23 protein-coding genes are annotated in these 25,107 nt (G+C 41.6%); 18 read left to right on the top strand and 5 right to left on the bottom strand.

Annotated elements, in window-relative coordinates; translation table 11 throughout:
* The first annotated feature begins 233 nt into the window (after positions 1–233).
* The 6 genes from IGI50_RS18065 to IGI50_RS18040 all read left to right on the top strand — a co-directional run bounded on the left by IGI50_RS18065 (position 234) and on the right by IGI50_RS18040 (position 5,932).
* A complete protein-coding gene (locus IGI50_RS18065; protein WP_438778007.1) occupies positions 234–1,481 on the top strand; it encodes a MalY/PatB family protein in 1,248 nt (415 codons plus the stop codon).
* Positions 1,435–2,529 carry a PLP-dependent transferase gene (locus IGI50_RS18060; protein WP_438778006.1) on the top strand — a complete coding sequence of 365 codons (1,095 nt, stop codon included), beginning with the start codon at positions 1,435–1,437 and terminating at the stop codon, positions 2,527–2,529. The genes IGI50_RS18065 and IGI50_RS18060 overlap by 47 nt, the downstream gene beginning before the upstream one ends.
* 98 nt (positions 2,530–2,627) lie before the next feature.
* Complete coding sequence (locus tag IGI50_RS18055; protein WP_438778005.1) at positions 2,628–3,356, top strand: alpha/beta hydrolase; 729 nt, start codon at positions 2,628–2,630, stop codon at positions 3,354–3,356.
* A 207-nt stretch (positions 3,357–3,563) separates the two neighbouring features.
* Positions 3,564–4,583: a DUF4767 domain-containing protein gene (locus tag IGI50_RS18050; protein WP_438778004.1), complete on the top strand. Its 1,020-nt coding sequence runs from the start codon at positions 3,564–3,566 to the stop codon at positions 4,581–4,583.
* A 241-nt stretch (positions 4,584–4,824) separates the two neighbouring features.
* The gene (locus IGI50_RS18045) at positions 4,825–5,208 is read left to right on the top strand and encodes a hypothetical protein (RefSeq protein ID WP_218257649.1); all 384 of its coding nucleotides are present in this window, start codon (positions 4,825–4,827) and stop codon (positions 5,206–5,208) included.
* Positions 5,209–5,260: 52 nt separating this feature from the next.
* Positions 5,261–5,932 (top strand): DUF2922 family protein, encoded by a 672-nt coding sequence (locus IGI50_RS18040; RefSeq protein WP_438778003.1) that lies wholly within the window; start codon positions 5,261–5,263, stop codon positions 5,930–5,932.
* Between the two features lie 158 nt (positions 5,933–6,090).
* Here IGI50_RS18040 and IGI50_RS18035 read toward each other — a convergent pair whose 3' ends face one another.
* Positions 6,091–6,981, bottom strand: a complete 891-nt coding sequence (locus IGI50_RS18035; RefSeq protein ID WP_438778002.1) for a LysR family transcriptional regulator — start codon at positions 6,979–6,981, stop codon at positions 6,091–6,093.
* 161 nt (positions 6,982–7,142) lie between these two features.
* Here IGI50_RS18035 and IGI50_RS18030 point away from each other — a divergent pair, with 161 nt between their 5' ends.
* The 5 genes from IGI50_RS18030 (at position 7,143) to IGI50_RS18010 (ending at position 11,924) form a co-directional block, all read left to right on the top strand.
* Positions 7,143–7,367, top strand: a complete 225-nt coding sequence (locus IGI50_RS18030; protein ID WP_438778001.1) for a hypothetical protein — start codon at positions 7,143–7,145, stop codon at positions 7,365–7,367.
* 28 nt (positions 7,368–7,395) lie between these two features.
* Entirely contained in the window at positions 7,396–8,349 is a 954-nt protein-coding gene (locus tag IGI50_RS18025; protein WP_438778000.1) for an aldo/keto reductase, read from the top strand.
* A gap of 45 nt (positions 8,350–8,394) precedes the next feature.
* Positions 8,395–9,243 carry an aldo/keto reductase gene (locus IGI50_RS18020; protein WP_438777999.1) on the top strand — a complete coding sequence of 283 codons (849 nt, stop codon included), beginning with the start codon at positions 8,395–8,397 and terminating at the stop codon, positions 9,241–9,243.
* A gap of 75 nt (positions 9,244–9,318) precedes the next feature.
* Complete coding sequence (locus IGI50_RS18015; RefSeq protein ID WP_438777998.1) at positions 9,319–10,290, top strand: alpha/beta hydrolase; 972 nt, start codon at positions 9,319–9,321, stop codon at positions 10,288–10,290.
* Between the two features lie 275 nt (positions 10,291–10,565).
* On the top strand, positions 10,566–11,924 hold the full coding sequence (locus tag IGI50_RS18010; protein WP_438777997.1) for an FAD-dependent oxidoreductase: 1,359 nt from the start codon (positions 10,566–10,568) through the stop codon (positions 11,922–11,924).
* Positions 11,925–12,097: 173 nt separating this feature from the next.
* Here the strand turns inward: IGI50_RS18010 and IGI50_RS18005 are convergent, their stop codons facing one another.
* Entirely contained in the window at positions 12,098–12,916 is an 819-nt protein-coding gene (locus IGI50_RS18005) for a MerR family transcriptional regulator (protein WP_438777996.1), read from the bottom strand.
* 84 nt (positions 12,917–13,000) lie between these two features.
* On the opposite strand from IGI50_RS18005, the gene IGI50_RS18000 reads away from it, so the two are divergent.
* Complete coding sequence (locus IGI50_RS18000) at positions 13,001–14,335, top strand: MATE family efflux transporter (protein WP_438777995.1); 1,335 nt, start codon at positions 13,001–13,003, stop codon at positions 14,333–14,335.
* Positions 14,336–14,839: 504 nt separating this feature from the next.
* On the opposite strand, the gene xerS is transcribed toward IGI50_RS18000, so the two are convergent.
* Entirely contained in the window at positions 14,840–15,949 is a 1,110-nt protein-coding gene (xerS, locus tag IGI50_RS17995) for a tyrosine recombinase XerS (protein WP_438777994.1), read from the bottom strand.
* A gap of 217 nt (positions 15,950–16,166) precedes the next feature.
* Here xerS and IGI50_RS17990 point away from each other — a divergent pair, with 217 nt between their 5' ends.
* Positions 16,167–17,240, top strand: a complete 1,074-nt coding sequence (locus IGI50_RS17990; RefSeq protein WP_438777993.1) for a bifunctional transcriptional activator/DNA repair enzyme AdaA — start codon at positions 16,167–16,169, stop codon at positions 17,238–17,240.
* A 104-nt stretch (positions 17,241–17,344) separates the two neighbouring features.
* On the opposite strand, the gene IGI50_RS17985 is transcribed toward IGI50_RS17990, so the two are convergent.
* Together IGI50_RS17985 and IGI50_RS17980 are read right to left on the bottom strand one after the other, a co-directional pair.
* Positions 17,345–17,671, bottom strand: coding sequence for a hypothetical protein (locus tag IGI50_RS17985; RefSeq protein WP_438777992.1), 327 nt, complete (start codon positions 17,669–17,671; stop codon positions 17,345–17,347).
* Positions 17,672–17,683: 12 nt separating this feature from the next.
* Entirely contained in the window at positions 17,684–18,082 is a 399-nt protein-coding gene (locus tag IGI50_RS17980) for a helix-turn-helix domain-containing protein (RefSeq protein ID WP_218257641.1), read from the bottom strand.
* 595 nt (positions 18,083–18,677) lie between these two features.
* Here IGI50_RS17980 and IGI50_RS17975 point away from each other — a divergent pair.
* From IGI50_RS17975 to IGI50_RS17955, 5 genes are all read left to right on the top strand, one after another.
* A complete protein-coding gene (locus tag IGI50_RS17975; RefSeq protein WP_438777991.1) occupies positions 18,678–19,916 on the top strand; it encodes an MFS transporter in 1,239 nt (412 codons plus the stop codon).
* Between the two features lie 137 nt (positions 19,917–20,053).
* On the top strand, positions 20,054–20,809 hold the full coding sequence (locus tag IGI50_RS17970) for an alpha/beta fold hydrolase (RefSeq protein WP_218257639.1): 756 nt from the start codon (positions 20,054–20,056) through the stop codon (positions 20,807–20,809).
* 156 nt (positions 20,810–20,965) lie between these two features.
* Complete coding sequence (locus IGI50_RS17965) at positions 20,966–21,721, top strand: alpha/beta fold hydrolase (RefSeq protein WP_438777990.1); 756 nt, start codon at positions 20,966–20,968, stop codon at positions 21,719–21,721.
* A gap of 51 nt (positions 21,722–21,772) precedes the next feature.
* A complete protein-coding gene (locus IGI50_RS17960) occupies positions 21,773–22,789 on the top strand; it encodes a LacI family DNA-binding transcriptional regulator (protein ID WP_222227116.1) in 1,017 nt (338 codons plus the stop codon).
* A gap of 109 nt (positions 22,790–22,898) precedes the next feature.
* On the top strand, positions 22,899–25,103 hold the full coding sequence (locus IGI50_RS17955; protein ID WP_438777989.1) for an alpha-galactosidase: 2,205 nt from the start codon (positions 22,899–22,901) through the stop codon (positions 25,101–25,103).
* Positions 25,104–25,107: the final 4 nt, after the last annotated feature.

The following is a 25,107-nucleotide window of genomic DNA, read 5'->3' as shown; positions in this document are numbered from 1 at the left end:
TGAGAAAGAGGACAAAGCAAACTCAATGAAGATGAGCTCTGAGTTTTTTAGCAGGTTCACGCTTGCTAGACGGCCGTGACCGATACCTCACCGAGCTTCTTTATGGAGCTGTCGAGGTATTTTTTTAATAATACGAATTTGGGTGGTACCACGGTTTGATCCGTCCCTTTGTCGCAGGACAAAGGGGCGTTTTTTTGTTTTTAGAAGAAATTTATCTTACGAGGAGTGATCAGATGGAAACAGGAGATTTTATTCAGCACTATTACCGAAAACGCAGAGGAACAGACTCATTAAAATGGGACGCGCTAAAGGAACGCTACGGCAAAGCGGAGCTGCTGCCGTTATGGGTGGCAGATATGGATTTCTCCGTCCCAGAAGTGGTTCAAGAAGCGCTGACGGAAAGGATCAATCACGGTGTTTTCGGCTATTCACTCACACCAAAAGAGTATTTCAACGCGTATAAGGGATGGCAGAACCGCCATGAACAAACAGCATTTCAAGAAGAATGGTTGTTCTTTACTTCTGGCGTAGTGCAAGCCCTCCATGATTTGATTGCTTGCTTTACTGCTGAGGGAGATCAGATTCTCATACAGCCGCCAGTTTATTATCCTTTTTTTGACGTTGTGAAAAATCAGCGGAGGCAATTACTCACCTCAGAGCTAGTTGAGACTTCCGATGGCTATCAAATGTCGCTTGAGGATTTTGAAGCACAATTGATCCATCAGAACATTAAGCTGTTTATCCTTTGCTCTCCTCACAATCCAGTTGGACGAGTTTGGAGTCGAGAAGAACTTAGGGAAATTCTCTCCCTTTGTCAAAAATACGATGTCCTAGTGATTTCTGACGAGATTCATTCTGATCTGATTTTACCGGATTATTCCTTTATCTCCGCAGTGACAATCGCGGCAGAATTAGATTTTTTAGATCATTTAATTGTCTGCAACGCGCCGTCCAAGACCTTTAATTTAGCCGCATTATTGAATGCGCATATTTGGCTGCCAGATGAGCACCTACGAGAAAAGTACCAACAGTGGGAAAGCAAGCACCATCAAACAGGAAACAGTGTGCTTGGACAAGTAGCGGCACAGGCAGCCTATGCATCAGGAGATGAGTGGCTAAAGGGGACACTCTCAGTAATCGAAAAAAACTATCAGCTTTTAAAACAAACACTAGCGCAGCAAATCCCGCAAATTAGAATCAGTGAACTTCAAGGAACGTATTTGGCCTGGCTCAATTTGAATGATTGGCTGCCAAGCTTGGAGCTGGAAGAATATATTCAAGAACAGGCAGGCTTAGCCATTGATTACGGCGCGTGGTTTTCACCAAACACTAAGGGTTTTATTCGAATCAATTTAGCCACGAGTCCAGAAAATATCGAGACAGCGATCAAGAATTTAGTAGCAGTCGAACACAAACTCAAAGGAGGAAGCGAAAATGAGCTATCATACAGCCACCGAATTAGCACAAATCGGCAATCATAAGGACAAGCAAACAGGAGCAGTCTCAGCGCCGATCTACTTATCCACGACCTTTGCCCATCCAGGATTAGGAAAAAGTACAGGCTACGATTATACACGCACGAAAAATCCGACACGAGAAATTTTGGAAGAGGCACTGGCAAGATTAGAAGGAGGCAGTCAGGCAATTGTGACTAGCTCCGGAATGAGCGCGATTCAATTGGTTTTCCAGCTGTTTCCAGCGAAAAGCGAATTCTTAGTTTCTCGCGACCTTTATGGCGGCAGCTATCGCTATTTCAAAGAATTAGAGCGTCAAAATGCGGCTACTTTCCACTATTTTGATGACTATGAAAGTTTAGCAGCACAGCTCACGGACCAGATCACGGCGATCTTTTTAGAAACACCGACAAATCCCTTGATGCAGGAAGTTTCTATCGCTGATACCGCAAAATTAGTCCGCCGCTATCAAGCCTGTTTAATCGTGGACAATACCTTTTCCACTCCCTTGCGGCAGCAGCCCTTAAAAGAAGGGGCCGATATCGTCCTTCACTCCGGCACTAAGTTCTTAAGTGGTCACAATGATTTACTGGCAGGAGTCGTTGTAGCCAAAACGCCTGAGATAGGAGAGAGGTTGGCGTGGTTAAACAATACAACGGGACCAACACTATCGAGCTTTGATAGCTGGCTCTTTATTCGCAGTCTAAAAACCTTGAAGGTGCGTTTTGAGGCGCAAGAACGCAATGCGCAGAAAATCGCGAAGGCCTTGACCACTTTTCCGCAAGTAGAGAAGGTCCTTTACCCTGGAATTGGCGGAATGATCAGTTTTTATCTTCAAGACACGAAGCAAATTCCAGCTTTTTTGTCAAAGCTGTGCTTGATCACCTTTGCCGAAAGTTTGGGAGGAGTAGAAACATTGATTACTTATCCAACGACTCAGACACACGCGGATATTCCGGCAGAGCTTCGAGAATCCTATGGCTTGACCGCCAATCTATTGCGGCTTTCTGTCGGAATAGAAGACCCACAAGATTTGCTGGCGGATTTGGAGCAGGCACTTCAGTCGCAAGAATAAGTCCTTTAGATAGGAGATGCCATTGCTGCCGTTTTTCAATTGGTTTTACTCCTAAAAAGAACATGGTATGATGACAGCGATAGAAAGGAATGAATCAAGTGAAAAAATGGAAAAAAATCCTTTTGATCATTGTTCTCACAGTGGTCATTATCATTAGCGGCGGAATCGCCTACTTAAAATCGCAAACCTATTCTCCTACAAATCATGCCCAGCAAGTCGCTGAACAGGCGGAAGATAACAGCGATTGGCTCTATTTTCCTTCAAAGGATACTTCGAAGCCGCTGATCATTTTCTATCCCGGCGCACTGGTAGAACCTGAAAGCTACAGTAATTGGGCAGAAACAGTAGCGAAAGCGGGTTATCCTGTTTATATTGTGAAGATGCCATTGGATTTGGCTATTTTAGCCCCAAATCGCGGAGAGAAAATCCTGGCACAACAGGCAAATCGAGACTATGTTATTGGCGGTCATTCATTAGGGGGCGTAATGGCCAGCCGTTTTGCCAATGAACATACGAAAAAGCTGCGAGGAGCATTTTTCCTAGCAAGCTATCCAGATGAAAAAGGCAGTTTAGCAGATAGCAAGATTCCTGTATTATCTCTGACCGCACAAAATGATCAGGTACTAAATCAGGAGGCTTACAAAAAAGCGAAGAAGGAATTACCTAAAACAACGGATTATCAAGAAATAGGCGGAGGAAATCACGCAGGCTTTGGTTCGTACGGCAAACAAAAAGGCGATGGAAAATCAACCATCACTGATCAGAATCAACAGGTAGCTCAGCGTTTGATTGCTTGGCTAGAGGAAAAAGTGCATACGAAAGACTAAGAAATCATCTTAGATGGTTTCTTTTTATATTTGTCGTTATTTTTTTAATTCAGTATCTATTCATGAATGAACGGTTTGTTTCACTCATTGTCGTTATAAAACGATAACAATGGCATGAAAGTTCACTCTATATTTTCTAACAGACCCACCCAAATTATCCTGATGTGTTATTATAACGAAATAAAAGATTGATTTAGGAGTGATCAAGTGAAAAAAGCGATTATCGGAATGGGGATCTGTGTGGGTTTATTAAGTCTAGCAGGCTGTTCAAAAAATGAAACGCATGCGAGTCATAAAAACAGCAAAAACACCGTTCATGTTTCAGAAGCCTTCTCATCAACAAAGAAAACTTCAACAACAGCAACTAGCGGCAAAAATTCAAGTACATCATCGACAATAGCCAGCTCCACTGCATCATCTGAGAGCCAGGAAGAGTCAACTACCTCCAGTCTTTGGACAACTCGAAAAGCCAGCGAGCTTCAACAATTCATGGAGAACTGGGGCACCACTATGAAGCAAACTTACAGGGAATACACACCGAATAATAACGTCAATTTCTATGGATTGCAGCTGCCGGAGGCTGTTTTAGGCAGTTCAAAGACCTGGGGAATCGATGTTAATGACGTTGCTGTCTCTGCTGAGTGGTCGACTACTGGTGAATCTTCTTCCGAATACAGCATTGTCGCGGTTTACTCAGACGCAGAAACCTCAAGCGGTTCAGGAGCAAGACACCTTTACTTCTTTGGATTTAACAATAATCAGCCAGTCGTCCTAGTTTCCATGCAAAACCAAGGCATGGAGGATCACGCGCTGCACTTCAAACAAACAGAAAACCAAGCACTAACTAGCGGTTTCCAGAATATTGTTGCAGGACAACCAGTGGAACAGCCAACCGCAGCGGTAGAATCTACTGAACCAGTAAATACCTGGGCTTCTATGGATGAAGCGATTCAGTTTTATGAGGATACATATAAAAACACTGCGAACGAAGTCAGCCAACAAATCCTTTGGGAAAATTATCATCGAAGCTGCTGGAGTTTAACAGAACAAGCAGGGAATCGCATGGTTCTCCATTGGAAGAATAGTGGTGGCGCTGGCGGCAGCTATGTGGCTTTTGAAAAATTCGCTGATCACACGACGATCACTCAATATGATGGCAACAATTCCTATCCAAATAGCCCAAGCAAGGCCTTCAATGTTCGAAACAGCGATCATACCGTGTATTAAAATAGAAGGAAAGTCTATCAAAACGATAGGCTTTTTTCTATTTTAATATTTTTTTGAAATCGTTTCCATTATTTTTTGAAGCGATAATCCTTGATACATTAATATTTAGCTCTTGAGAATCATTATGCTTTAATAAATATTAATATTTTGGTATGCGAAACCCGTGACAAAAGGCGTATTTTGTTGATGTAGATATCTCAACTAAGAATGAATAAAAACAAATTAGAAAGGAGGACCTCTTTTGACGAAACAGAAATTAACCAACCAGCAATTATTCACCTTATCCCGTCCAACATTGGAAAAACGCATTCGCCGATTTTATTTTGATACGAAAGATGGAAAGGCCGCCATCGAAATGCTGATCACAATACAAGTACGAGAAGAATTGTGCGAGACGGATTTTTCCAATATGTTAGGGGAGCTGGTGCGACACATTTTTCTAAAAACGCGTTCCACAGCAGCTATGCGCCGCTATTATTTGTATTTCACCGATTATTTCACTAAAAAGGATTGGCAGCTGTTGAACCTTAAATTATTCCCAGCGCAGACATTTATCGCCGAAAAGCTTGAGCAATTATATACGCAAGTCATTAGAAAACCCTTAGCAAGACTTGCGGAATCATGACCATGCTTTTGAAAAAGAGGAGATAAAATGGAAAAGAAAGGAAAGATAGAAAATGATTACCACATTTACTTTAGATGCAGAGTTCGCTAATAGTGATGGCAGCTCTCAGCATTTACGTTTAAAAAATTTTGATCCAACCAAAACAGCCGAGGAAATCAAAGCCTCGTTAACAAAATTGACACAGCTGAACCTGTTTGAAAAAGACGGCGTCGGTTTATTTAAAAAGGTCCTGCATGCGACCATTATTGAGAAAAGAGTCGAAACCATTTTCGACAAACGAGTGGAGACGCAAACAAAAGATTCATCAACGAAATTAATGGAACAAGCCCAATCTGAACCTCTTCCAGTAGAAGAACCAACATCTCACGTTCAGCCTTCAATTAAAGAACGTGCTACTTTTGATACACTTCAAAATTTAACCATCACAGAGGAGCGACCAGCGCCTGGTATGCTGATTCAAAAAATTGAACTGCCGAAGGGCCTTGATCCGTGGTCATTGAATGAAGATCAAGCTATTACGCTGCTGCAGGCCTGTATGCCGCCTAATGCCACGTTAATGAATGTCGAGGTGGACGATCAGTCTGTCCCAGCTAGACTCATTATTACCGAGGCGGTGGAGGAACAGCCTATTTTCTCAGAAGCAGAGGCGGTCAACGAGACGCCGCCAGAAAAATCGAGAAAAAGGCGAAAGCGGCTGATTGATCGGATTCGAAAACGCGAATAAACAGCAATGTCTGTCTCAACAAAAAATCCAACGTTGGTATGAGACGACAGTTATTTCTCATAACTAAAATTTTTGCCCGCTGAACCAGCGGGCTCTTTGTCATGCAAAGCAATCTTGTCATATATAGAAAGGGAGAAAGTATCCGAATATTTATCTACTCAAAGAAATTTCGCTTTGATCGCGTTTAAGAAGAGCTCTGCAGCGGGAGAAAAAACTTGATACTTTTTCCAAATGATGTGCAGTCCGGATTCTAATTTAGGCGCTAATGGTCGGAAGGTTAAGTCATTCTCAGGCATGATATTGATCATTTTGTCAAAGCCAACCAGGTAACCAAGACCTTCTCGCACCATGATGGTAGGGTTGTAGCCAAGGGAAAATGTGGCAACGACATTCAGTCGTTCAAAGGATTTTCCGAACCATTCTGAGAATTCGTTTTTAGATAAGGTCTGCTGACTAGCCTGTCTGGATAACAGCAGCGGCACATTCAGCAGATCTTCGACTTGAATAGCCTCTTTTTCTGCTAACAAGCTGTCCTTTCGCATGACCACACCCCAAGTATCCTTGTTAGGTAAGGTTAAGTAGTCGTACTTTGATAAGTCCACGGGATCGACGACAATCCCAAAATCATCCAGCCCACGATCCAACCGCTCCATAACATCCTGAGAGTTTCCGCTAAATAGGTGATAACGCATATCTGGATACTCATTCTGAAGTTCTACTGCCGTTTGAGCAAAAAACTTGAAGGCATCCGTCTCAGCCCCGCCAATATAAACTTCTCCGCCAGTCATATTATCCATCGTCAAAAATTCTGTCTTCGTCTTTTCAAACATTTCAATAATATCTTCGGCTCTCTTTCTTAAAAGCATGCCCTCATTTGTCAGTTTCACGCTATAGTTGCTGCGAGTGAATAGTTTTTTTCCTAACTCAGACTCCAGATCCTTTAGCTGTTTTGACAGGGTAGGTTGTGTTACGTGCAAATACTTGGCTGCACCAGTCATACTGCCTTCTCTAGCTACCGCTAAAAAATATTTCAATACGCGAATATCCATCTTTTCACCTGCTTTTTTTCTTTTATACTAACATCTACGGATATTCCTTTCAAGCATAACTAGATATGAGATATAAGTATTGGATATTTGTCTATCCATAAAATAGAATAAGTATAGAGATAGAAAACGAATTTCCACGAAAGATAGGCGAGGTGAGGCAGGTGGCAAAAGCAACAAATCCAAATGAGCAGATGCTTCAAAATCTTGCAGATTCAGGGTTTAACGCTGAAGAGATTCATCAATTTTTACAGGCTTTTCACGCGGAAAATAATGAATACCAACGGAAACTGTTAATCAAACAAAAATGCCTGTTAAGAAATCAACTTCACGCCAAACAAAAGCAAATTGACAGTCTGGATTATCTGATTTTTCGATTGAAGCTTTAGCTTTTTATAAAATGGAGGTCTTCATACAATGAAAAAAATCCTTCCCTTTCTGATGCTGATTCCTCTGCTGACCTTTTTCATCGCTTGTGGTCAACAAGAGGAGACAAGTAATGAAAGCCAGCCAGATACAAAAAAAGCAACAGTAAAAACCACAGAAAATCATGACACGACCTTCAATTTTGAGAAAAAGAGTGTAATGCTGAATAGCGGCTACGAAATGCCCATAATAGGATTGGGAACCTACAGCCTGTTAGAGGATGTTGCGATAAATTCGGTAGAATCGGCACTTGCCAGCGGCTACCGAAAGATTGATACAGCCAAAATATATGGCAACGAAAAAGAAGTGGGGGAAGGAATTCGAAATTCAGGCGTTCCCCGTGAGGAAATCTTTGTGACAACCAAGCTGTATATGACTCAATACGCGGAGGCGGAGCAGGCAATTGATGATGCCCTTAAGGAATTTGATTTGGACTATATTGATCTAATGCTGCTGCATCATCCCGGCGATCACGATGTCGAGGCCTATCAGGCGATGGAGATGGCGGTGGAAGAAGGCAAGCTCCGCTCCATTGGATTGTCCAACTACTATATTGAAGAGCTGGATGCGTTCCTTCCTAAAGTGACAATTGTCCCAGCCCTGATCCAAAACGAGATTCATCCATATTATCAAGAAAATCCAGTGATTGATCATTTCAAGGAAAAGGGCATCGTGATGGAGGCCTGGTACCCCTTGGGCGGCAGGGGGCACACGAGAGAGCTGTTCGAAAATGAAACCATCGCAAAAATTGCCGAGGATCATGACCGCTCACCCGCACAAATTATCTTAAGGTGGCATCTTCAAAAGGGCGTTGTGGCGATTCCAGGCTCCAGCAATCCCGATCATATCGCAGAAAATATTAACATCTTTGATTTTGAATTGACTGATGCAGAGATGAAAAGTATAAATGCCTTGGATCGAAATGAAAAGCATGATTGGTATTAGCAAACAATGATTCATCATAAGAGATTCCAGAGAAAGAAGGATTCCATGATAAACGTAAAAATAGCAGATAGAGAAGTCTTTCCCATTGGCTTTGGTACATGGACGATTGGAGATGACTTAAGTAAAAGAAAAAACGAAATCGATGCTTTGCGCTTAGGAATTGAGAACGGTCTGCAGGTGATTGACACTGCCGAAATGTATGGACGTGGTACAGCTGAAAAGCTAGTGGCTGAAGCCATCACACCGTATCCACGAGAAAAGCTGTTTTTGATCTCAAAGGTTTTACCGGAAAATGCCTCCAAAAAGCAGTTAGTCAAAAGTTTGGATCAGAGCTTAAACCGCCTAAAGACGGATTATTTGGATCAATACCTGCTGCATTGGCAAGGAGACATCCCTTTACTGGAAACTGTGGAAGCTTTGGAGACCGAACGGAAAAAAGGGAAAATTCATTCTTGGGGCGTTTCTAATCTAGATACAGAGGAATTACAAAAGGTCCTGAGTTTTGAAGTAGGAAAGAACTGTGCCGCCAATCAGATCCGTTACAACTTAGGAGATCGCGGCATTGAATTTGACCTGCAACCGCTGATGCGTCAACACAATATTCCATTAATCGCCTATGCCCCTGTAGCCAAAGGAGATCGCTCTGGGAAGCATTTTACTCAGCAAAAAGGCTTGATGGAGATCGCGGAACGCCATCAAATCAATGTTTTTCAACTCCTATTAGCATGGTGTATCAGAGACGGTCAAACGATCGCCATTCCAAAATCAAGCAATCCAGAACATGTACTAGCCAATCTTCAAGCCGCACAGGTTCGTTTAAGCAGTGAAGATTTGGCAACAATTGATCAGCTCTATCCTAAGCCATCAGAGAAAATCCCCTTGGCTTTGTGGTGATTCATAAAGAGCGAAGAAACTTACGGCAAAATTAGCAATAGCACGATAAAAAAATGAAAAAGGAGCGTTTTAACAATGAATGAAAAGTTAAGCATGACCCAGGAATGGGACAAAGTATTTCCAAAAAGCGACAAGGTGAATCATCGAAAGATCACCTTCTACAATCGCTACGGCATTACCCTAGCAGCCGATTTGTATGAACCAAAAAATGTGACTGGGAAGCTGCCAGCCCTTGCGGTTAGCGGACCCTTTGGCGCAGTGAAGGAACAATCATCTGGTCTGTATGCTCAGACGATGGCGGAAAGAGGCTTCCTTACGATTGCCTTTGATCCATCTTTTACCGGCGAAAGCGGCGGGCAGCCTCGCTATGTCGCTTCGCCAGATATCAACACGGAAGATTTTCAAGCGGCGGTTGATTTCTTATCCTTGCAGGATAACGTTGATCCTGAGAAGATCGGCATCATCGGAATTTGCGGCTGGGGCGGTATGGCCTTGAACGCTGCCGCGATTGATACCAGAATCAAAGCGGTCGTACCTGTGACCATGTATGACATGTCTCGTGTGAATGCTCGTGGTTACTTTGATGCGATGGATGAAGAGGATCGCTACGAAGCGAAAAAGACATTGAATGCCCAAAGAATCGAGGATTACAAAAATGGTGAATACGCAAGAGCCGGTGGAGTCGTGGATCCTTTACCAGAAGATGCTCCATACTTTGTCAAAGACTACTATGATTACTATAAAACCGCTCGCGGCTATCACAAGCGTTCTTTAAACTCAAATGATGGTTGGAATACGACCTCCTCATTATCCTTCATGAACATGCCGCTGCTGCAATATATTCGCGAAATCAAAAGTGCGGTGCTCTTAGTTCACGGAGAAAAGGCACATTCCCTATATTTCAGCAAAGACGCTTTCGCAGAATTAACAGGGGACAATAAGACCTTAAGAATTATCCCTGATGCTTCTCATACGGATCTTTACGATCAGGTGGGTGTCATTCCTTTTGATGAAATCACTGACTTTTTGCGAAAAAATATGGTTTAGCATAAAGTGGCTATCGGAGAAACTGTCAAGGTTTCTCCGCCTTTTTTGTTGATCCATACACTGCTTCTAGTTTAGATAAATTTGTGCTAACTACTCAATTGCCGTCAATCCATTATTTGACGAGCATTAATCTCGAGTGCTCTCTCCTCATTATTCTACTCATCCAGTATAAGAACCAACTCCTAATAATTCTTCATCCCTGAGCTGAACGCTGTCTTTTTCCAAGGAGGGTACGCTACAATAGAAGTGTATCAAACAATAAGGAGGGATTTTTGATGAAGGTTATTGTATTAGGATCTTCACACGGCGGCTACGAAGCGGTCGAAGAGTTACTATTGGCTCATCCCAAAGCGGAAGTGCAATGGTACGAAAAAGGCGACTTTATTTCATTTATGGGATGAGGCACGCAAATGTATCTCGAAGGTGTCGTAAAGGATGTTAACTCTATCCGTTACATGACTGCCGAAGAGATGGAACGACGCGGGGTTCGCGTTTTTACCAACACTGAAATTACCAAAGTAATACCTGACAAACATGAAGTAGAAGTACTTGATCATGTTAGCGGAGAAACTCGTACGGAAGCCTATGATAAATTGATTTTAAGCCCTGGAGCAAATCCATTTATTTTACCGGTTCCGGGTCATGACCTGAAAAACATTGAAACGATGCGGGGACGTCAGGATACGATCGATCTGAAATTGCATTCAGTTGATCCAGACATCCAAAACGTTGTCGTCGTTGGCGGCGGCTATATCGGTATCGAAGCTGCGGAGGCTTTTGCTAAGGCAGGGAAGAAGGTCACACTGGTGGATATCATCACCCGTCCATTAGGTGTCTACCTTGACAAAGAATTCACTGATATCTTAGAAAAAGAAATGACAGACAACGGCATGACATTAGCGATGGAAGAAAAAGTCGTTGAATTTGTCGGCGAAGATGGAAAAGTTAACAAAGTGGTAACAGACAAGGGAGAATATCCAGCTGAAATGGTCGTGATGTCTGCGGGTGTCAGACCCAATACAGCATGGCTGAAGGATGCAGTGGATATGCATCCAAATGGCATGATCAAGACGGATGAATATATGCGGACAAGCGCGGAAGATGTTTTCGCAGTTGGCGATGCGACCTTGATCCAATACAATCCCGGTCAAACATCTGTGAACATCGCGCTTGCGACAAATGCACGAAGACAAGGACGCTACGCTGTGAAAAACCTAGAAGAAGCGAAATATCCTTTCCCTGGGGTTCAAGGCTCGTCAGCGTTACGTGTGTTTGATTATAAATTTGCTTCGACGGGTTTGAATGATCAAATGGCGGATCGCTTGAAGATCAAAACGAAATCTGTTTTGTTGGATCAAGAAACCTTGATGGATTTTGTCCCAGCGGATATGAAAGAGCGGATGTTGTTCAAACTGGTCTATGATCCAGAAACTCATGCGATCTTAGGCGCTCAAATCATGTCGAAAAAAGATTTGACAGCAAATATCAATGCGATCTCGATTGCGATCCAAACGAAATTTACCATTGAACAGCTGGCATATGCCGACTTCTTCTTCCAGCCTGAGTTCGATACGCCATGGAATCTACTGAATATGGCAGGCTTAAAGGCGCTTCAACAGGAAAACGAGGCTTAGCAGACAGGTATCTTTTAAATAGAGGACAAACAGCCCCACTTTACATGGAGATTCATGTAAGGTGGGGCTGTTTTTTTATGCTTATTCGACTTAAATAAAATTAGTAAAAAAACATCAGACTAAACTGAAAACATTTATACAACAGGAATTTTAGTTTAGGGACAGTTATTGGACTAAGCAGCCACCTGAATAGCAATCTGTAACAGATAATCCTCGCTATTTTTTTCAGCTATCTCATCAATCAGGTATTCCTCATAAGCATTCCCAATAATCTTCAAATCTTTCTGCTCAATAAAAGCGAGTAGCTTTTGATAAAGCTGTTCAGTATCACCATAATCTGCATGAATTGTCCCAACAATATATTCTCCGGCTGGCTTCACATGGAATTGCGGATAAATCTCATCCGAAAGAGAATAATAGTAGTAACTAGGTTTGTCCCAACGCCGTTCCAGCAGATTTTCTTTAGCAACCAATGTTCCAACTGTATAGCCTAGTTGAATATTTTGTTCTCGACATTTGGCGTAGAACTCCGGTAAATGCGTCCAGCCATCAGTCAAATCGTAATCCGCGGGTAGAGGGGGACCAAGAAAAATATTTTCCTGTTCTTGATAGTCTATTGTAATGGACGTTTTTTTGTTCGCTAAGCCTTTGTGGGTTTGCTGAAGGCGTGCTTGAATCATTTCTTGTATTTGATGTAGTTTGCTGACCTGCTGTCTTAATAATTCTTCTTGCTTCTCTAAAGTAGTAATTAAGTTCTCCGGCGACTTTTTACTTAGGTACTCTTTAATCTCTGCCAATGACATGCCTGCTTCACGCAAAGAAACGATCACGCTGGCGGTATCGATTTGACGATAGGAGTAATAGCGATAGCCATTATCTTGATTCGTAACTTGTGGATGCAACAGGTCGTAATTATCATAAAAGATCAGTAATTTTCTTGATATACCAGAAAGCTTGGAAAATTCACTAATTTTAAGTAGTTCTTTTCCCAAAATGACTCAACTCCTCTTGACTGTATAATTGTTATACAGTCTATACTGAGAAGTACTTTATGTCAACGGAGGAGAAAATGGATTATGCAGATAAGCAGAGAAAGTAATAAACAAATTATTCGTTATGTCGTGCCCTCAGTCAGCGCAATGATTGTTTCCTTTACGTATAATATGGTTGATGGGATGTTTGTTGGGCAAGGGGTGGGGCCTAGTGCACTAGCTTCAGTAAATTTGGCGATGCCCTTCACACAAATTATGACTGGTTTAGCTTCCATGCTGTCAATAGGCGGAGCTACAGCCATGGCAATTTATAAAGGAAAAAATGATGCGAAAAAAGCAAACCAAGTCTTTTTAACCAGCTCGTTGCTAGTAATCCTTACTGGCTTGATTTTAACAATCATCGGCTTCTTTGCTTCGACGTTTATCGCCCGTTTATTCGGTGCGACGGCATTATTAATCGGTCAAACGTCTACTTATATTCAGTGGTACAGCTTATTTTCTATCTTTTTTACAGCAACCATATTAGGGAACTCCTTTGTTAGAAATGACGGAAGTCCAGGATTGGCTTTTTTGGGGATGATTATCGGGGCGTTCAGCAATATCTTCTTAGACTGGCTATTCATTTTTCCATTACAAATGGGGATTAAGGGCGCTGCAATTGCTTCAGGATTAGGTCAGCTGCTTTCTTGTCTTGTATTGGCCATTCATTTTCTTCGGAAGAAAGGAATACTGCGAATTGAACGTTTTTCAGTAACCATTAAACAATGTCGAGAAGTCATTGTTTGCGGACTGCCTGAATTTGTGATTCAAATCAGCCAACCGATGACGATCTTTTGTTATAACCAAGTCATTCTTCATTATTTGGGTGAATCCGGATTGACGGCATTTGCTGGTGTAACCTACATGATGGTCATTATGCTTGGCGTCTTCTTTGGCATTTCCCAGGGGCTGCAGCCATTGATCGGAACAAGCTACGGACGAAGAGAGAATCATAAGGTAGCCTATTTCTTCCGTGCCGGCCTTTTGATCAATTTGATTCTTGCGGCAACCCTATATGGCATTTATGTGCTAGTCGGACCTTTTGCATTAAGACTGTTTATCACTGACTACACACTGATTCCAACTGCCTATACGGCGCTAAAATGGTACGGTCTCGCCTATATACCTGCAGCGATTAATATCATTTATATTACCTATTTCCTTTCTATTAGGAAATCCATGCAGGCTTTTTTGATTTCATGCAGTCGAGGAATTATACTGAATTGTTTGCTAATTTTTACTCTTCCAGCTCTTTTTGGATCTCAAGCGATTTGGATTCCGCTATTAGTTGCGGAAAACTTAACATTCATTTTCGCGATCATGCTTAAGAAAAGAAAAAAAGCATCCAAGCTATCTCCACTTCAAGTTAAAGAAATTTGAAGGATCGGATTTCTCAAGAACACTTATAAATTGACTAGCCGTGTGAACGTTCGTTTCTTCCTCACAGCATCGACAGTTCAACAATCGATCGACGCTTCGTCCAAAGGAAGTATTATAAGGAGCACAACTACAAATCATTCTTTCGTAGTTGTGCTTTTAGTATTGGTACGCGAGAATTCCTATAGAAAGACTCTTCATTATATACTTTACGTTACGATGAACATGTAAGTAGTATTCCACCTATTCATCGTAATGATAGTGGTTATCGAAATTGCATCTCAAATCTTAGGATTGGACTAATAAGGAGTATTGATTCGAATACCTTTAACTTTTTTGGGATACGATTAATACAATCAAAAAAGGGTAAGTGAACTAGGAAGAATGTGAAGTAGAGTTCGTGGATTGGTTGAAAACTGTGAGTGAATGACTCTAAAGCCTATTTAAAAAGATTCACTTTACACGGGAATAAAGTGAATCTTTCGTTTTCTATTAAAATTTTTACGTTCACGTCCACAGATCATTCATGGCATCGCGTTTTTTCTTCCCGGCGATATGAGTATAGACCGTTGTCGCTGAGGTTCCAGATTGTCCCAATTGCTCCGCAACTTGAACAAGGGAATTGGTTTTACTGTATAACTGAGTCGCTACAGAGTGCCGGAGCTTGTGGGGGGAGATTTTGATTTTGAAGGCTTCAGAATATTTTCCCACCATGGCTTCAACAGCACCGCTGGCGATGCGTTTGGCTTTGCCGCGATAACGTGTTAAAAAAAGGGCGGATTCGTTTTCGTCTGGCTGATATAACTGCTGCCGCTGAGCGAGATAAACAGTCAAATATTCAATGGCGATAGACGAAATGACTACCATATCCCATTTCCCGCCTTTTCGATAAACCCGGGCTTCACCGGCAGTTAAATCGAGATCCTGTACGTTCATGTTCACGAGCTCTGATAACCGCATACCTGTGCCAAGAAATAGACCAATAATCGCAAGATCCCGAACTTGGTTTTTCTTGAAGGCAGTGATTGCTTGCCGGGTTGCTAGGGTATCAATGTAGCGATTCTCAACAAACTCTAAAAAATCTAAAGCTTCTTCATCCAAAAATAATTTCTTCTCGATGGCGGCGCCTCGCTCGGCCATCGTCTTATTATCCTTGACATTTGCGACTTTTCCCATCATATTGTGTTCAAGATAAGGTTTTCCAGTAGTGCGATCTATCGCTTCACTTAAATAATTAAAGAGGGAACGCAAGGCGGTGACACCTCGTTGAACCGTCGCATTTTGCCGCAAGGGAAGGGCTTGCTCACTTTCTTCTAACCGCTTTTTAGTGGACTCTTTCAAAATTTTCGGTGCTTTGACGAGATGGGCTTTATAGAATTCTAAATCTTCTGGCCAAAGTGCCGCAAATTCTGCCAAGGTAATCTCAGAAAGCTCTTCGGCTGAGGAAAAACCCTCTTCGATCAACCAATTCAAAAAGCGCCGATATTCCTTAGCATATTCATATAGGGTGATGGAAGAATACTGATCCCCACTTTTTTTTCGGAAATAATTTTGGACGAACCAAGGGAAAAATTGGATTTCTTCCTCCATTCGTCGATTGGCTTCCTGTTGATTCATCTGTGCCAACTCCTTTATAACTAAAAGTATAAAACAGAGAGCAATCGTTGTCAAACAACGGTTATTTTATAATGCATACTCATCATCTAAATAGATTTTATCGTCTCGTATTCGTTATTTAATAAATAAGAAAGAAAAAATAGTTGTTCATTTTTCGAAAGATTTTTCTTGTAATAGAAGCTATACTTTAATGGTAAAGCAAGGGGAGGGAGTAAGAATGATTACTTCGAAGAAAAAACGAGAAGAGTATTATCATGCACTAAAGGAACGCGACCGAAACTACGATGGTATCTTTTTCGCCGGAATCAAAACGACCGGGATTTTTTGTCATCCAACATGTCGCGCTCGTAAACCCAAATTCGAAAATTGTGAGTTTTATCTAACTGCGGAGGAGGCTCTATTGGCGGGATATCGACCCTGTAAAATCTGCCAGCCGCTGTCCTTTCCGCAAGCCATTCCAGAAGAGGTTCAATTGTTAGTGAATGCCGTGGAGGAGCATCCAGAAAAACGCTGGACGGAAGCAGATTTCTCTGCTATTGGGCTAAATTCTGCCACTGCGAGAAGAAAATTCAAAGAGATCTACCAGATGACCTTTGTTCAATATGCCAGAGCTCGCCGAATGGGCTTAGCTTTTAAGGAAATTCGTAATGGAAGCAAAGTCATCGATCAGCAGCTGGAGACAGGCTATGAATCTTCCAGCGGGTTCAATGATGCTTTTACGAAAATCATGGGAAATCCCGCAACAAATGCGTCAACTCGAATCTTGAACGCCTCCTTTATTTCTACACCAATCGGTCGAATGCTCTGTTTGAGTGATGAGGAGTACTTGTATTTACTAGAGTTTGAAGATCGCCGCGGGCTAGAACGGGAAATTGAACAATTGCGCATGAAGCATCAATTTCGGATCATTTATGGTCAAACGATCATTCATCAGCAGGTGGAAGCACAATTAGCAGAGTATTTCCAAGGAGAGCGTACCAATTTTTCACTACCGTTATTCTACGATGGGTCTCCCTTCCAGAAACAGGTCTGGAAAATTTTAGAAACTATACCTAGCGGACAAACCCTAAGCTATCGCGATATTGCTCTCCAGCTAGGGGATAAACACAAGGTGCGCGCGGTAGGTCGGGCCAACGGGTTAAATAAAATTGCCATCATAATTCCTTGCCATCGAGTAATCGGCAGCGATGGAAGCCTCACTGGCTATGCTGGCGGCTTGGAACGAAAGCAATATTTACTGGAGCTGGAAAAAAGAACCTCAAAACAAGACAAGACGCATCCAAACAATTAAAAATTTTTGGTTAAGACGAAAGACTTATTAAACCAATAATAATATTATGTTAACTAAAAAAGAACTAGTGAAAGAAATAATCTTTAACTAGCTCTTTTTTTCGATTAATCAAACCGAAAAATTACCACCACAAAGAGTAGTAACAGAACAAATACTACGGCCAACAGACAAAAAACTTTCCGTTTCAGCTTCAAAAACTGAGCGGTTTCCGCTGTGTTCATTCGACTGGTTGTTTTCCTACGGGTAAAGAGATAGAGCAGCAGACCCTCACCATGTTGTCCGCCGGCCGCCACGATCGACCAAAATTTCGGATTCTTGATCCCGCGACTTTTCGCATCCATCATAACAAGGGAGTAGATATAGTAACACATACAGCCAGCAGCAATTACCAGCAAGGTCATTAAAAGAATCATAATCAATGTTAAACTCATTGCAATCAGCTCCTAAATTTTTTTGATAATTAAGTAGAAAAGGGAGAGACTATTCGCGCCGATCAAGGCAAAGATAATCAGTAGAAACACTTCGTTCATTGTTTGATTGACTAAAAGAACCACCATTAATAGGACATTTACGAAAAGCATCGCAATAAAAATTTTCAAAAAGTGGTTCACAACGGTATTCTCCTGCAAATGCTTAACCATTTCTCGATCTCCTTTCAATAATTCATCTAAAGATAGCTGATAGATTTCTGATAAGCGAATGATTCGTTCAATATCCGGATAACTACGACCATTTTCCCAATTAGACATGGTTTGACGAGTAATTCCTAACTCCTCAGCTACATAATCCTGTGTGAAATTTAATTCATTTCTTCGTGCCTTTAAGCGTTGCCCAACTTCCATTTTCTACACCTCAATTTTCACCGATCTTTCTTTAAGAATAAATCAAAATTCCTTTACCTGCGAGAAAAAGTTAAGTAAAAAAGCTTTTACGTACTGATAAATCAATGATTAGTGAGTGGAGATGACTAGTAAAAGTTGGAAGGTACACAAGTTTTCAACTAAAAAAAAGTTGACATTAAAAAGGAATCAGGGTATATTCCAGATAGATACCAACGGTATGTATGTTAATGTGAACCGTTTTAGAACAGAACAGATTAGAAACTCTTTCTTCTTTTTTGAGAAGGACTAAGAGGCTGCTTGAGGTAAGAGATCCTAATGGTAAGACTTGAATGGTGATTTGTTCGTACTTTCATTAAAGTTTTGAAATCCGAAAGATTCCACTGAAGAGAACTCATGAAAGCTGCAAATTGTATTTGCGTAATCCATTTTGATGGCATCAATCACTCACATTTTAATCGGGAAATTATGATGTGGGTAGATCAGGGGATGTTCAAGAAAAGAATAGAAGGCTATTTTTTTTAAATGTATAGATACCAACGGTAGGTATGAAAAATATTAGTACTAAAGGATCAATAAAGAAAGCAGGGAGTTAACTATGAGACAAAACAAAAATCTTCATTTGCTAATCGGGAGTCAATTATTTTCAGTTTTAGGCACAACCATTGTTCAGTTCGTAATTTCTCTATATGTATTGGATATTACGAAATCTGCATTTACCTTCAGCGTGATCGCCTCCTTATCTGTCGTAGGTCGGTTAGTCTGTTTGCCATTTTGTGGGGTATTGGCTGATCGATTGCCAAAAAGAAACTTAATGCTGTTTATGGATTTTCTCTATCTTGTCTTATCAATCGGTCTCTTTTTAGTTACTCGTCTAGCAAATCCAGTGACAGCGATCGGGCTGTTGACGGTCATTATCGGGATGGTTTCAGCCTTTGAAACACCAGTTGTCCAATCCGCCATTCCCGTAATCTGTTCAGAAGGGGAGATTCCACGAGCGAATGGGATTATCAGTTCGATTGGAACTTTAGGAACGGTTTTAGGGCCTATCCTTGCTGGGATGATTTACCGTTTCGAGTCAGTGTACCAGATTTTTTTGATTACAGGCGTACTTTTTCTGGCTGCGATCTTCTGCGAAGTATTACTAAAAATTCCGGTTCAAGATCAGACCGCTATAGACGGCTCTTTAGTCAAGGTTGTGATAGGTGACTTAAAGGAAGTGACTCATTACTTAAAAGTTCAAAAGATCATTGTGCGGGTAGCAGCAGTTGCCTTCATGCTAAACTTTTTCTTAGCTTCCTTTATCCAAGTCATCGTGCCTTACGTTTCACGAATCCAACTGGGAGTTAGCGATGCGCAATTTGGGTTAATGAATACTCTATTTGCCATCGGCAGCTTACTAGGGACCATCATTTACGGTGTGTTGGCGAATCGTTTAAATGAAACGAGCATTACCAAAAATTTGATTTTAGTTGCCATCCTCTTTGGATTGCTGATTATTCCTTTCGGCTTGATTCAAGAACCAACAATGGCTTTTTGGGTGATGACGTTACTTGTAGCAAGTGCAATGGGGGTAGTTACCGTCATTTCTGTTCAATTGATTGTTTATATTCAATTGGTTTCTGATAAAGCTTTGCTTGGTCGCATCATGTCATTAGTTATGATTGTGACGACTTTAGCTGTTCCGTTAGGACAGGTGATGTACGGCGGTTTTGCCGCGATGGCTTCAGGAGAAATGCTGTTGCTTCTGATTATAGTCACTTCACTTGTCACTGTGGTGATTGCCTTCTTTTCAATCAAGATCTTTAAACAAATGGGAATAAAAAAAGAATATTAGAATAAATCATACGCTTTATAAAAAGTCAAATCCAATTATTTTAATTTTTTTAAAATTTATATTAACAAAATTAATAAATAATATTGTTTTTGCTGATATACTAAATGTGTATGATGAAATTCTAAGGAGGGATTGTCGTGAGTTTCTTTAACTACAAGGGAAAGAACGTTTTTTATGAGACAATCGGAGAAGGAAAACCACTTGTTTTTTTGCACGGAAACACCTCATCATCCAAATCATTTACTCCCATGCTACCCCTCTACAAAAATTTTAAGGTTGTTTTGATTGATTTTTTAGGCTATGGCCGCTCGGATCGTCTGAACAAATTCCCTGCTGAACTCTGGAAGGATGAGGCACGTCAAACCATTGCTCTTTTGGAGCATCTAGACATCAAAGACGCGAATTTAGTCGGTACATGCGGAGGTGCTTGGGTGGCGATCAACGCGGCATTTCTCAGACCAGACCTTGTCGCTACAGTGACTGCTGATAGCTTTCACGGTCGCAGCTTCCCTGAAGATTTTGACGAAGCCCTATTGGCTGAACATTCATCGACCATCGAGGATCCTGAGTCTTCACAATTTTATCACTGGTGTATTGGGGAGGATTGGAAGGACGTTGTAGAACAAGATATCGACTGTATGTGGCGATTCATTATTTCTAGAAGAGAATTATTTTTCGATTCATTAAAAATTTTGCAGGCGCCATTACTCATGACCGCAACCAAAAAAGACGAAACCATTCGTCCAAATATCGAAAGAGAGTACCAGGCGATCGTCGGAGAAGTCAGCCACGGACAATTCAAACTGTTCGAAAACCCTGGACACCCTGCGATTGAAACCAGTGCTGAGGAGGTTGCTGAGACCATTGATCAATTTATTGCTCAGTATAGTTAAGGTTTCTTCACAGCCACAAAGAACAACCATGTGAATCGCTTTCTCCATGATAAGAAACGTCGAATGAACTCATTTATTCGGCTGCAGCTCTGTCAGGGAAATGAAAGCGGTTCTTTTTTTGCTATACTTATAAGAAAATGGATAGGAGGGATTTACATGAGCTTCTTCAATTATGAGGATAAAAAAGTGTATTACGAGATCGTTGGGGAAGGGCACCCGCTTTTGTTGCTCCACGGGAATACCTCGTCTTCGAAATTATTCACACAGCTAATGCCTTTGTATGCGAATTTTCAAGTTATTTTGATCGATTTTTTAGGCTATGGTCAATCGGATCGAAGAGAAGTTTTTCCCACTGAACTTTGGAAAGATGAAGCATACCAGACAGTAGCCTTATTGGAACACTTAAAGCTCGGAAAAGTTCACCTGGTAGGAACCAGCGGTGGCGCATGGGTGGCGGTCAATGTCGCATTACTTCGACCTGATCTAGTTGCTACAGTAACTGCTGACAGCTTTGATGGACGAAGCTTGCATGAAGGTTTTGGCGAAGAACTAGTGGCTGAGCGTTCCACCGTAGCAAATGATCCTGAAACTTCTCAAATCTATGAATGGTTTATTGGAGAGGATTGGCGGACCGTTGTAGAAAAAGACACGGATTCGATACTGCGTTTAATCGAATCAAAGAAACCTTTATTTTTTAAATCTTTAAGTTCTCTAGATTGCCCGATACTGCTAACCGGAACCGAGAAAGATGGCTTGATTCGTAAGAATATCGCGGAGGAGTACCAGGCGATTGTGAGTGAAGTACCCAATGCTCAATTCAAGCTATTTGAAAATCCTGGACACCCAGCCATTGGAACCAATGCGGAAGAAGTGGCAGAGACAATCCGAAAATTTATTTCAGAAAATAGTTGACGAAGAACTCATTCCCAGTTATTGTTTAGTAAACAATCGAGGTGAACAATAATGGTAGGAATTCGAGATGTAGCTAGACGTGCTGGAGTTAGTCCTGGGGCGGTTTCAAGAGTATTGAACAATGATCCTACGCTCTCTGTTGCCGAATCAACCAAAGAGCGAATCTATCAGGCGATTAAAGAGCTGAACTATGATATTGATAAAAGAAAATACGTCAAACGACGCCTGCCATCGATCGGTGTCATCACTACGACTAGTCGGCAAAAGGAGTTAGACGATCCTTATTTCAATGCTCTACGCATCGGTTTAGAGCAGGAAGCACGACGACTACATTTAGGGATGAATCGTGTATATAATTTAGAGGACAATCCAAAAACTTGGCAGGATTTCGACAAGCTCGGAGCAATCATTATTGTAGGAACTGTTTCAGAGACAGCTGTTCGACGCCTGAGTGAGCAAAATAAAAATATCATTGTGGTGGACAATCCTGAGATCAACCAAGAGGTAGATATGGTGTATGCTGACTTTGAGCGAATGACTAAACGAGTGCTCCAGCTTTTTTATGAGAAGGGGCATCACCGAATCGGCTATATCGGAGGGTTCAACATTGATATCGATGAAAATGGTGAAAAAATCTATAGTGATAATGAAAAACGCTATCGGGCATATCAAGAATTTATGACTGCCAACGGCTTAAAAAAGCAGGCGAAATTAGGGCTTTGGGAACCACTTGAAGGAAAGAGAATGATGGATGAATGGCTAGAATCAGAGGAAGAATTGCCAACAGCACTTCTGGTCGGCAGCGATCCTTTATCTGTAGGTGTCTATCGTTCATTGCAGTCAGCAACTATCTCAGTGGGAACTGAGATTGAGATAGCTAGCTTTGACGATATCGAGATTGCGGAGTTTTTAACCCCAAGTTTGACCACTGTTCATATCAGCGCACAGGAAATCGCGAAAGCCGCAGTTCGGTTAGCAAAAGAGCGAATTGATGGGGAAAGACAGGAACCGGTCATTATGACTTTTCCTTCAAAATTGGTCGTGCGTGAAAGTTTTATCCCAAAATAATAATAAACGAGAGAGCTTTGAAAAAAGTTCTCTTTTTTTTGAAATTTCTCTTGACATAATTGTTTAGTAAACATTATAAGGTAAACAACAAGTCAAGGGAGGAACTACTATGAAACAAAGTTATGTAGCATTTGATAAAGATACAAAGGTTTTTCATTTACGCAACAATGAAATCTCTTACCTTCTACAGGTGGAAGAGGACGGCGTTTTAAATCACTTATACTTCGGGAAGGCGATTCAACATTACAGCGGCAACAAAACCTACTTACGCAGAGATCGAGGTTTTTCTGGCAATGTACCGGGCAATACTGAAAGGGCTTACTCGAAAGACACAGTGCCGCAAGAATACTCCAGTCACGGTTCCATGGATTATCGTTTACCAGCTACCATCATTCGCCGAGAAAACGGATCGAACTTGCATGATTTCCGCTTTTCTGATTATCGGATCGAAGCCGGCAAACCAGAACTTGAAGGACTGCCACACTCTTATGTACGAAATGAAGAGGAGTCTACTACTCTAATCGTGGTTTTAAAAGATCGGGATCAAGAAATCTATCTAGAGTTGGCCTATACGATTTATCATGAGCGACCAGTGATTACTCGCTCGGTCAAAGTTCTAAATAGAACCAGAGAGTCGATCGTTCTAGAGAAAATCGCTTCGATGCAGATGGATCTGACGAACAGCGGTATTTACGATGAAGTCATCTCGTTGCCTGGTGCCCATTTAAGAGAACGCCAAATCCATCGCGAACCCATCCATTCTGGTATCCAGAGCTTTGAAAGCCGCCGCGGCGCATCTAGTCATCACATGAACAGCTTCATCGCTTTAGTGAACCATGATACAAATGAAATCAGCGGTCCAGCGATTGGAATGCATCTCGTTTATTCCGGTAATCATGCCTTTCAATTGGAAAAAGATCAGATTGATCAAGTGAGAGTCCTGGTCGGAATCAATGATTACAATTTTTCATGGTCGCTTTCTCCAAGCGAGGTTTTTCAAACACCAGAAGTCATTATGGCTTATTCTGATCAAGGGTTAAACGGTATGAGCGGCAGTCTTCATCATTTATTGCGTGAAAGAGTCGCCCGAGGGATGCATCAGTTCAAAGAGCGCCCCATTTTAGTAAACAATTGGGAAGCAACTTATTTCGATTTTGACAGTCAAAAAATTGAACAGATTGTTGACGAAGCAGCGGACTTAGGCATTGAAATGTTTGTGTTGGATGATGGTTGGTTCGGACATCGTGACTCAGATAATTCCTCATTGGGAGACTGGTTTGAATATGAGGGCAAGCTAAAAAATGGGCTCAAAGGCATCGCAGACTATGTTCATCAGAAGGGGATGCAGTTCGGTCTTTGGTTCGAACCGGAAATGATTTCTATTGATTCCCAGCTTTATAAAGAGCATCCAGATTACTTGATGCAAGAGCCAAATCGTACACCATCTGCTTCTCGTGATCAGCATCTCTTGGATATGGGACGCCAGGAAGTTCGGCAAGCAATCGAAAAACAACTTTGCACCATTTTAGATGAGGTCCCCATTGATTACGTAAAATGGGATATGAATCGTAGTTTATCAGATGTCTACTCAATCCAATATTCAGCGGAAACTCAAGGAGAAACCGCGCATCGCCACATTTTAGGCGTCTATGAATTATTGGAGCATCTAGTAAATCGCTATCCAAAAATTCTATGGGAAGGCTGCTCTGGCGGCGGTGGACGATTCGATGCTGGGTTCCTTTATTACATGCCCCAGTCTTGGCCAACAGATAATACAGATGCCGTCGAGCGCTTGAAAATTCAGTATGGGACGAGCTTAGCCTATCCAATCTCATCCATGACCGCTCATGTTTCTGCTGTACCAAATCACCAAACGGGACGAATCACCTCCTTGAAAACAAGGGGAGATGTCGCTATGAGTGGCGTCTTTGGCTACGAATTAGACCTGACGGAAATGACTGAAGAGGAAAAAGTGATTGTGAAAGAAAAAGTTCAACAATACCAAGCCATTCGGCCACTTGTACAATTTGGAGATTTTTACCGATTGAACAGCCCATTTGAAGGAAATCTAACCGCTTGGATGTTTGTTTCACCAGACAAAACAGAGGCATTGGTCATGATGGCTCGCACTTTAGCCTCTGCCCAACCCGTTTTCCATGAAGTCTTTTTAACTGGTTTAGAGACAACGGCTCGCTATCAAGAACAGAAAACAGGTCAATTTTATTTTGGGGATGAACTAATGACCCTTGGTGTAAACGTTCCAGATTTTTATGGAGACTTCCAAACAACGCTGCTCCATTTAAAGAAAGTGTAGGAGG

This window comes from Enterococcus sp. DIV0170, from assembly GCF_051710765.1.
GTDB lineage: Bacteria > Bacillota > Bacilli > Lactobacillales > Enterococcaceae > Enterococcus_A > Enterococcus_A raffinosus.
The sequence above is the reverse complement of the archived record's forward strand: the minus strand, read 5'-3'. Positions and strand labels throughout refer to the sequence as shown.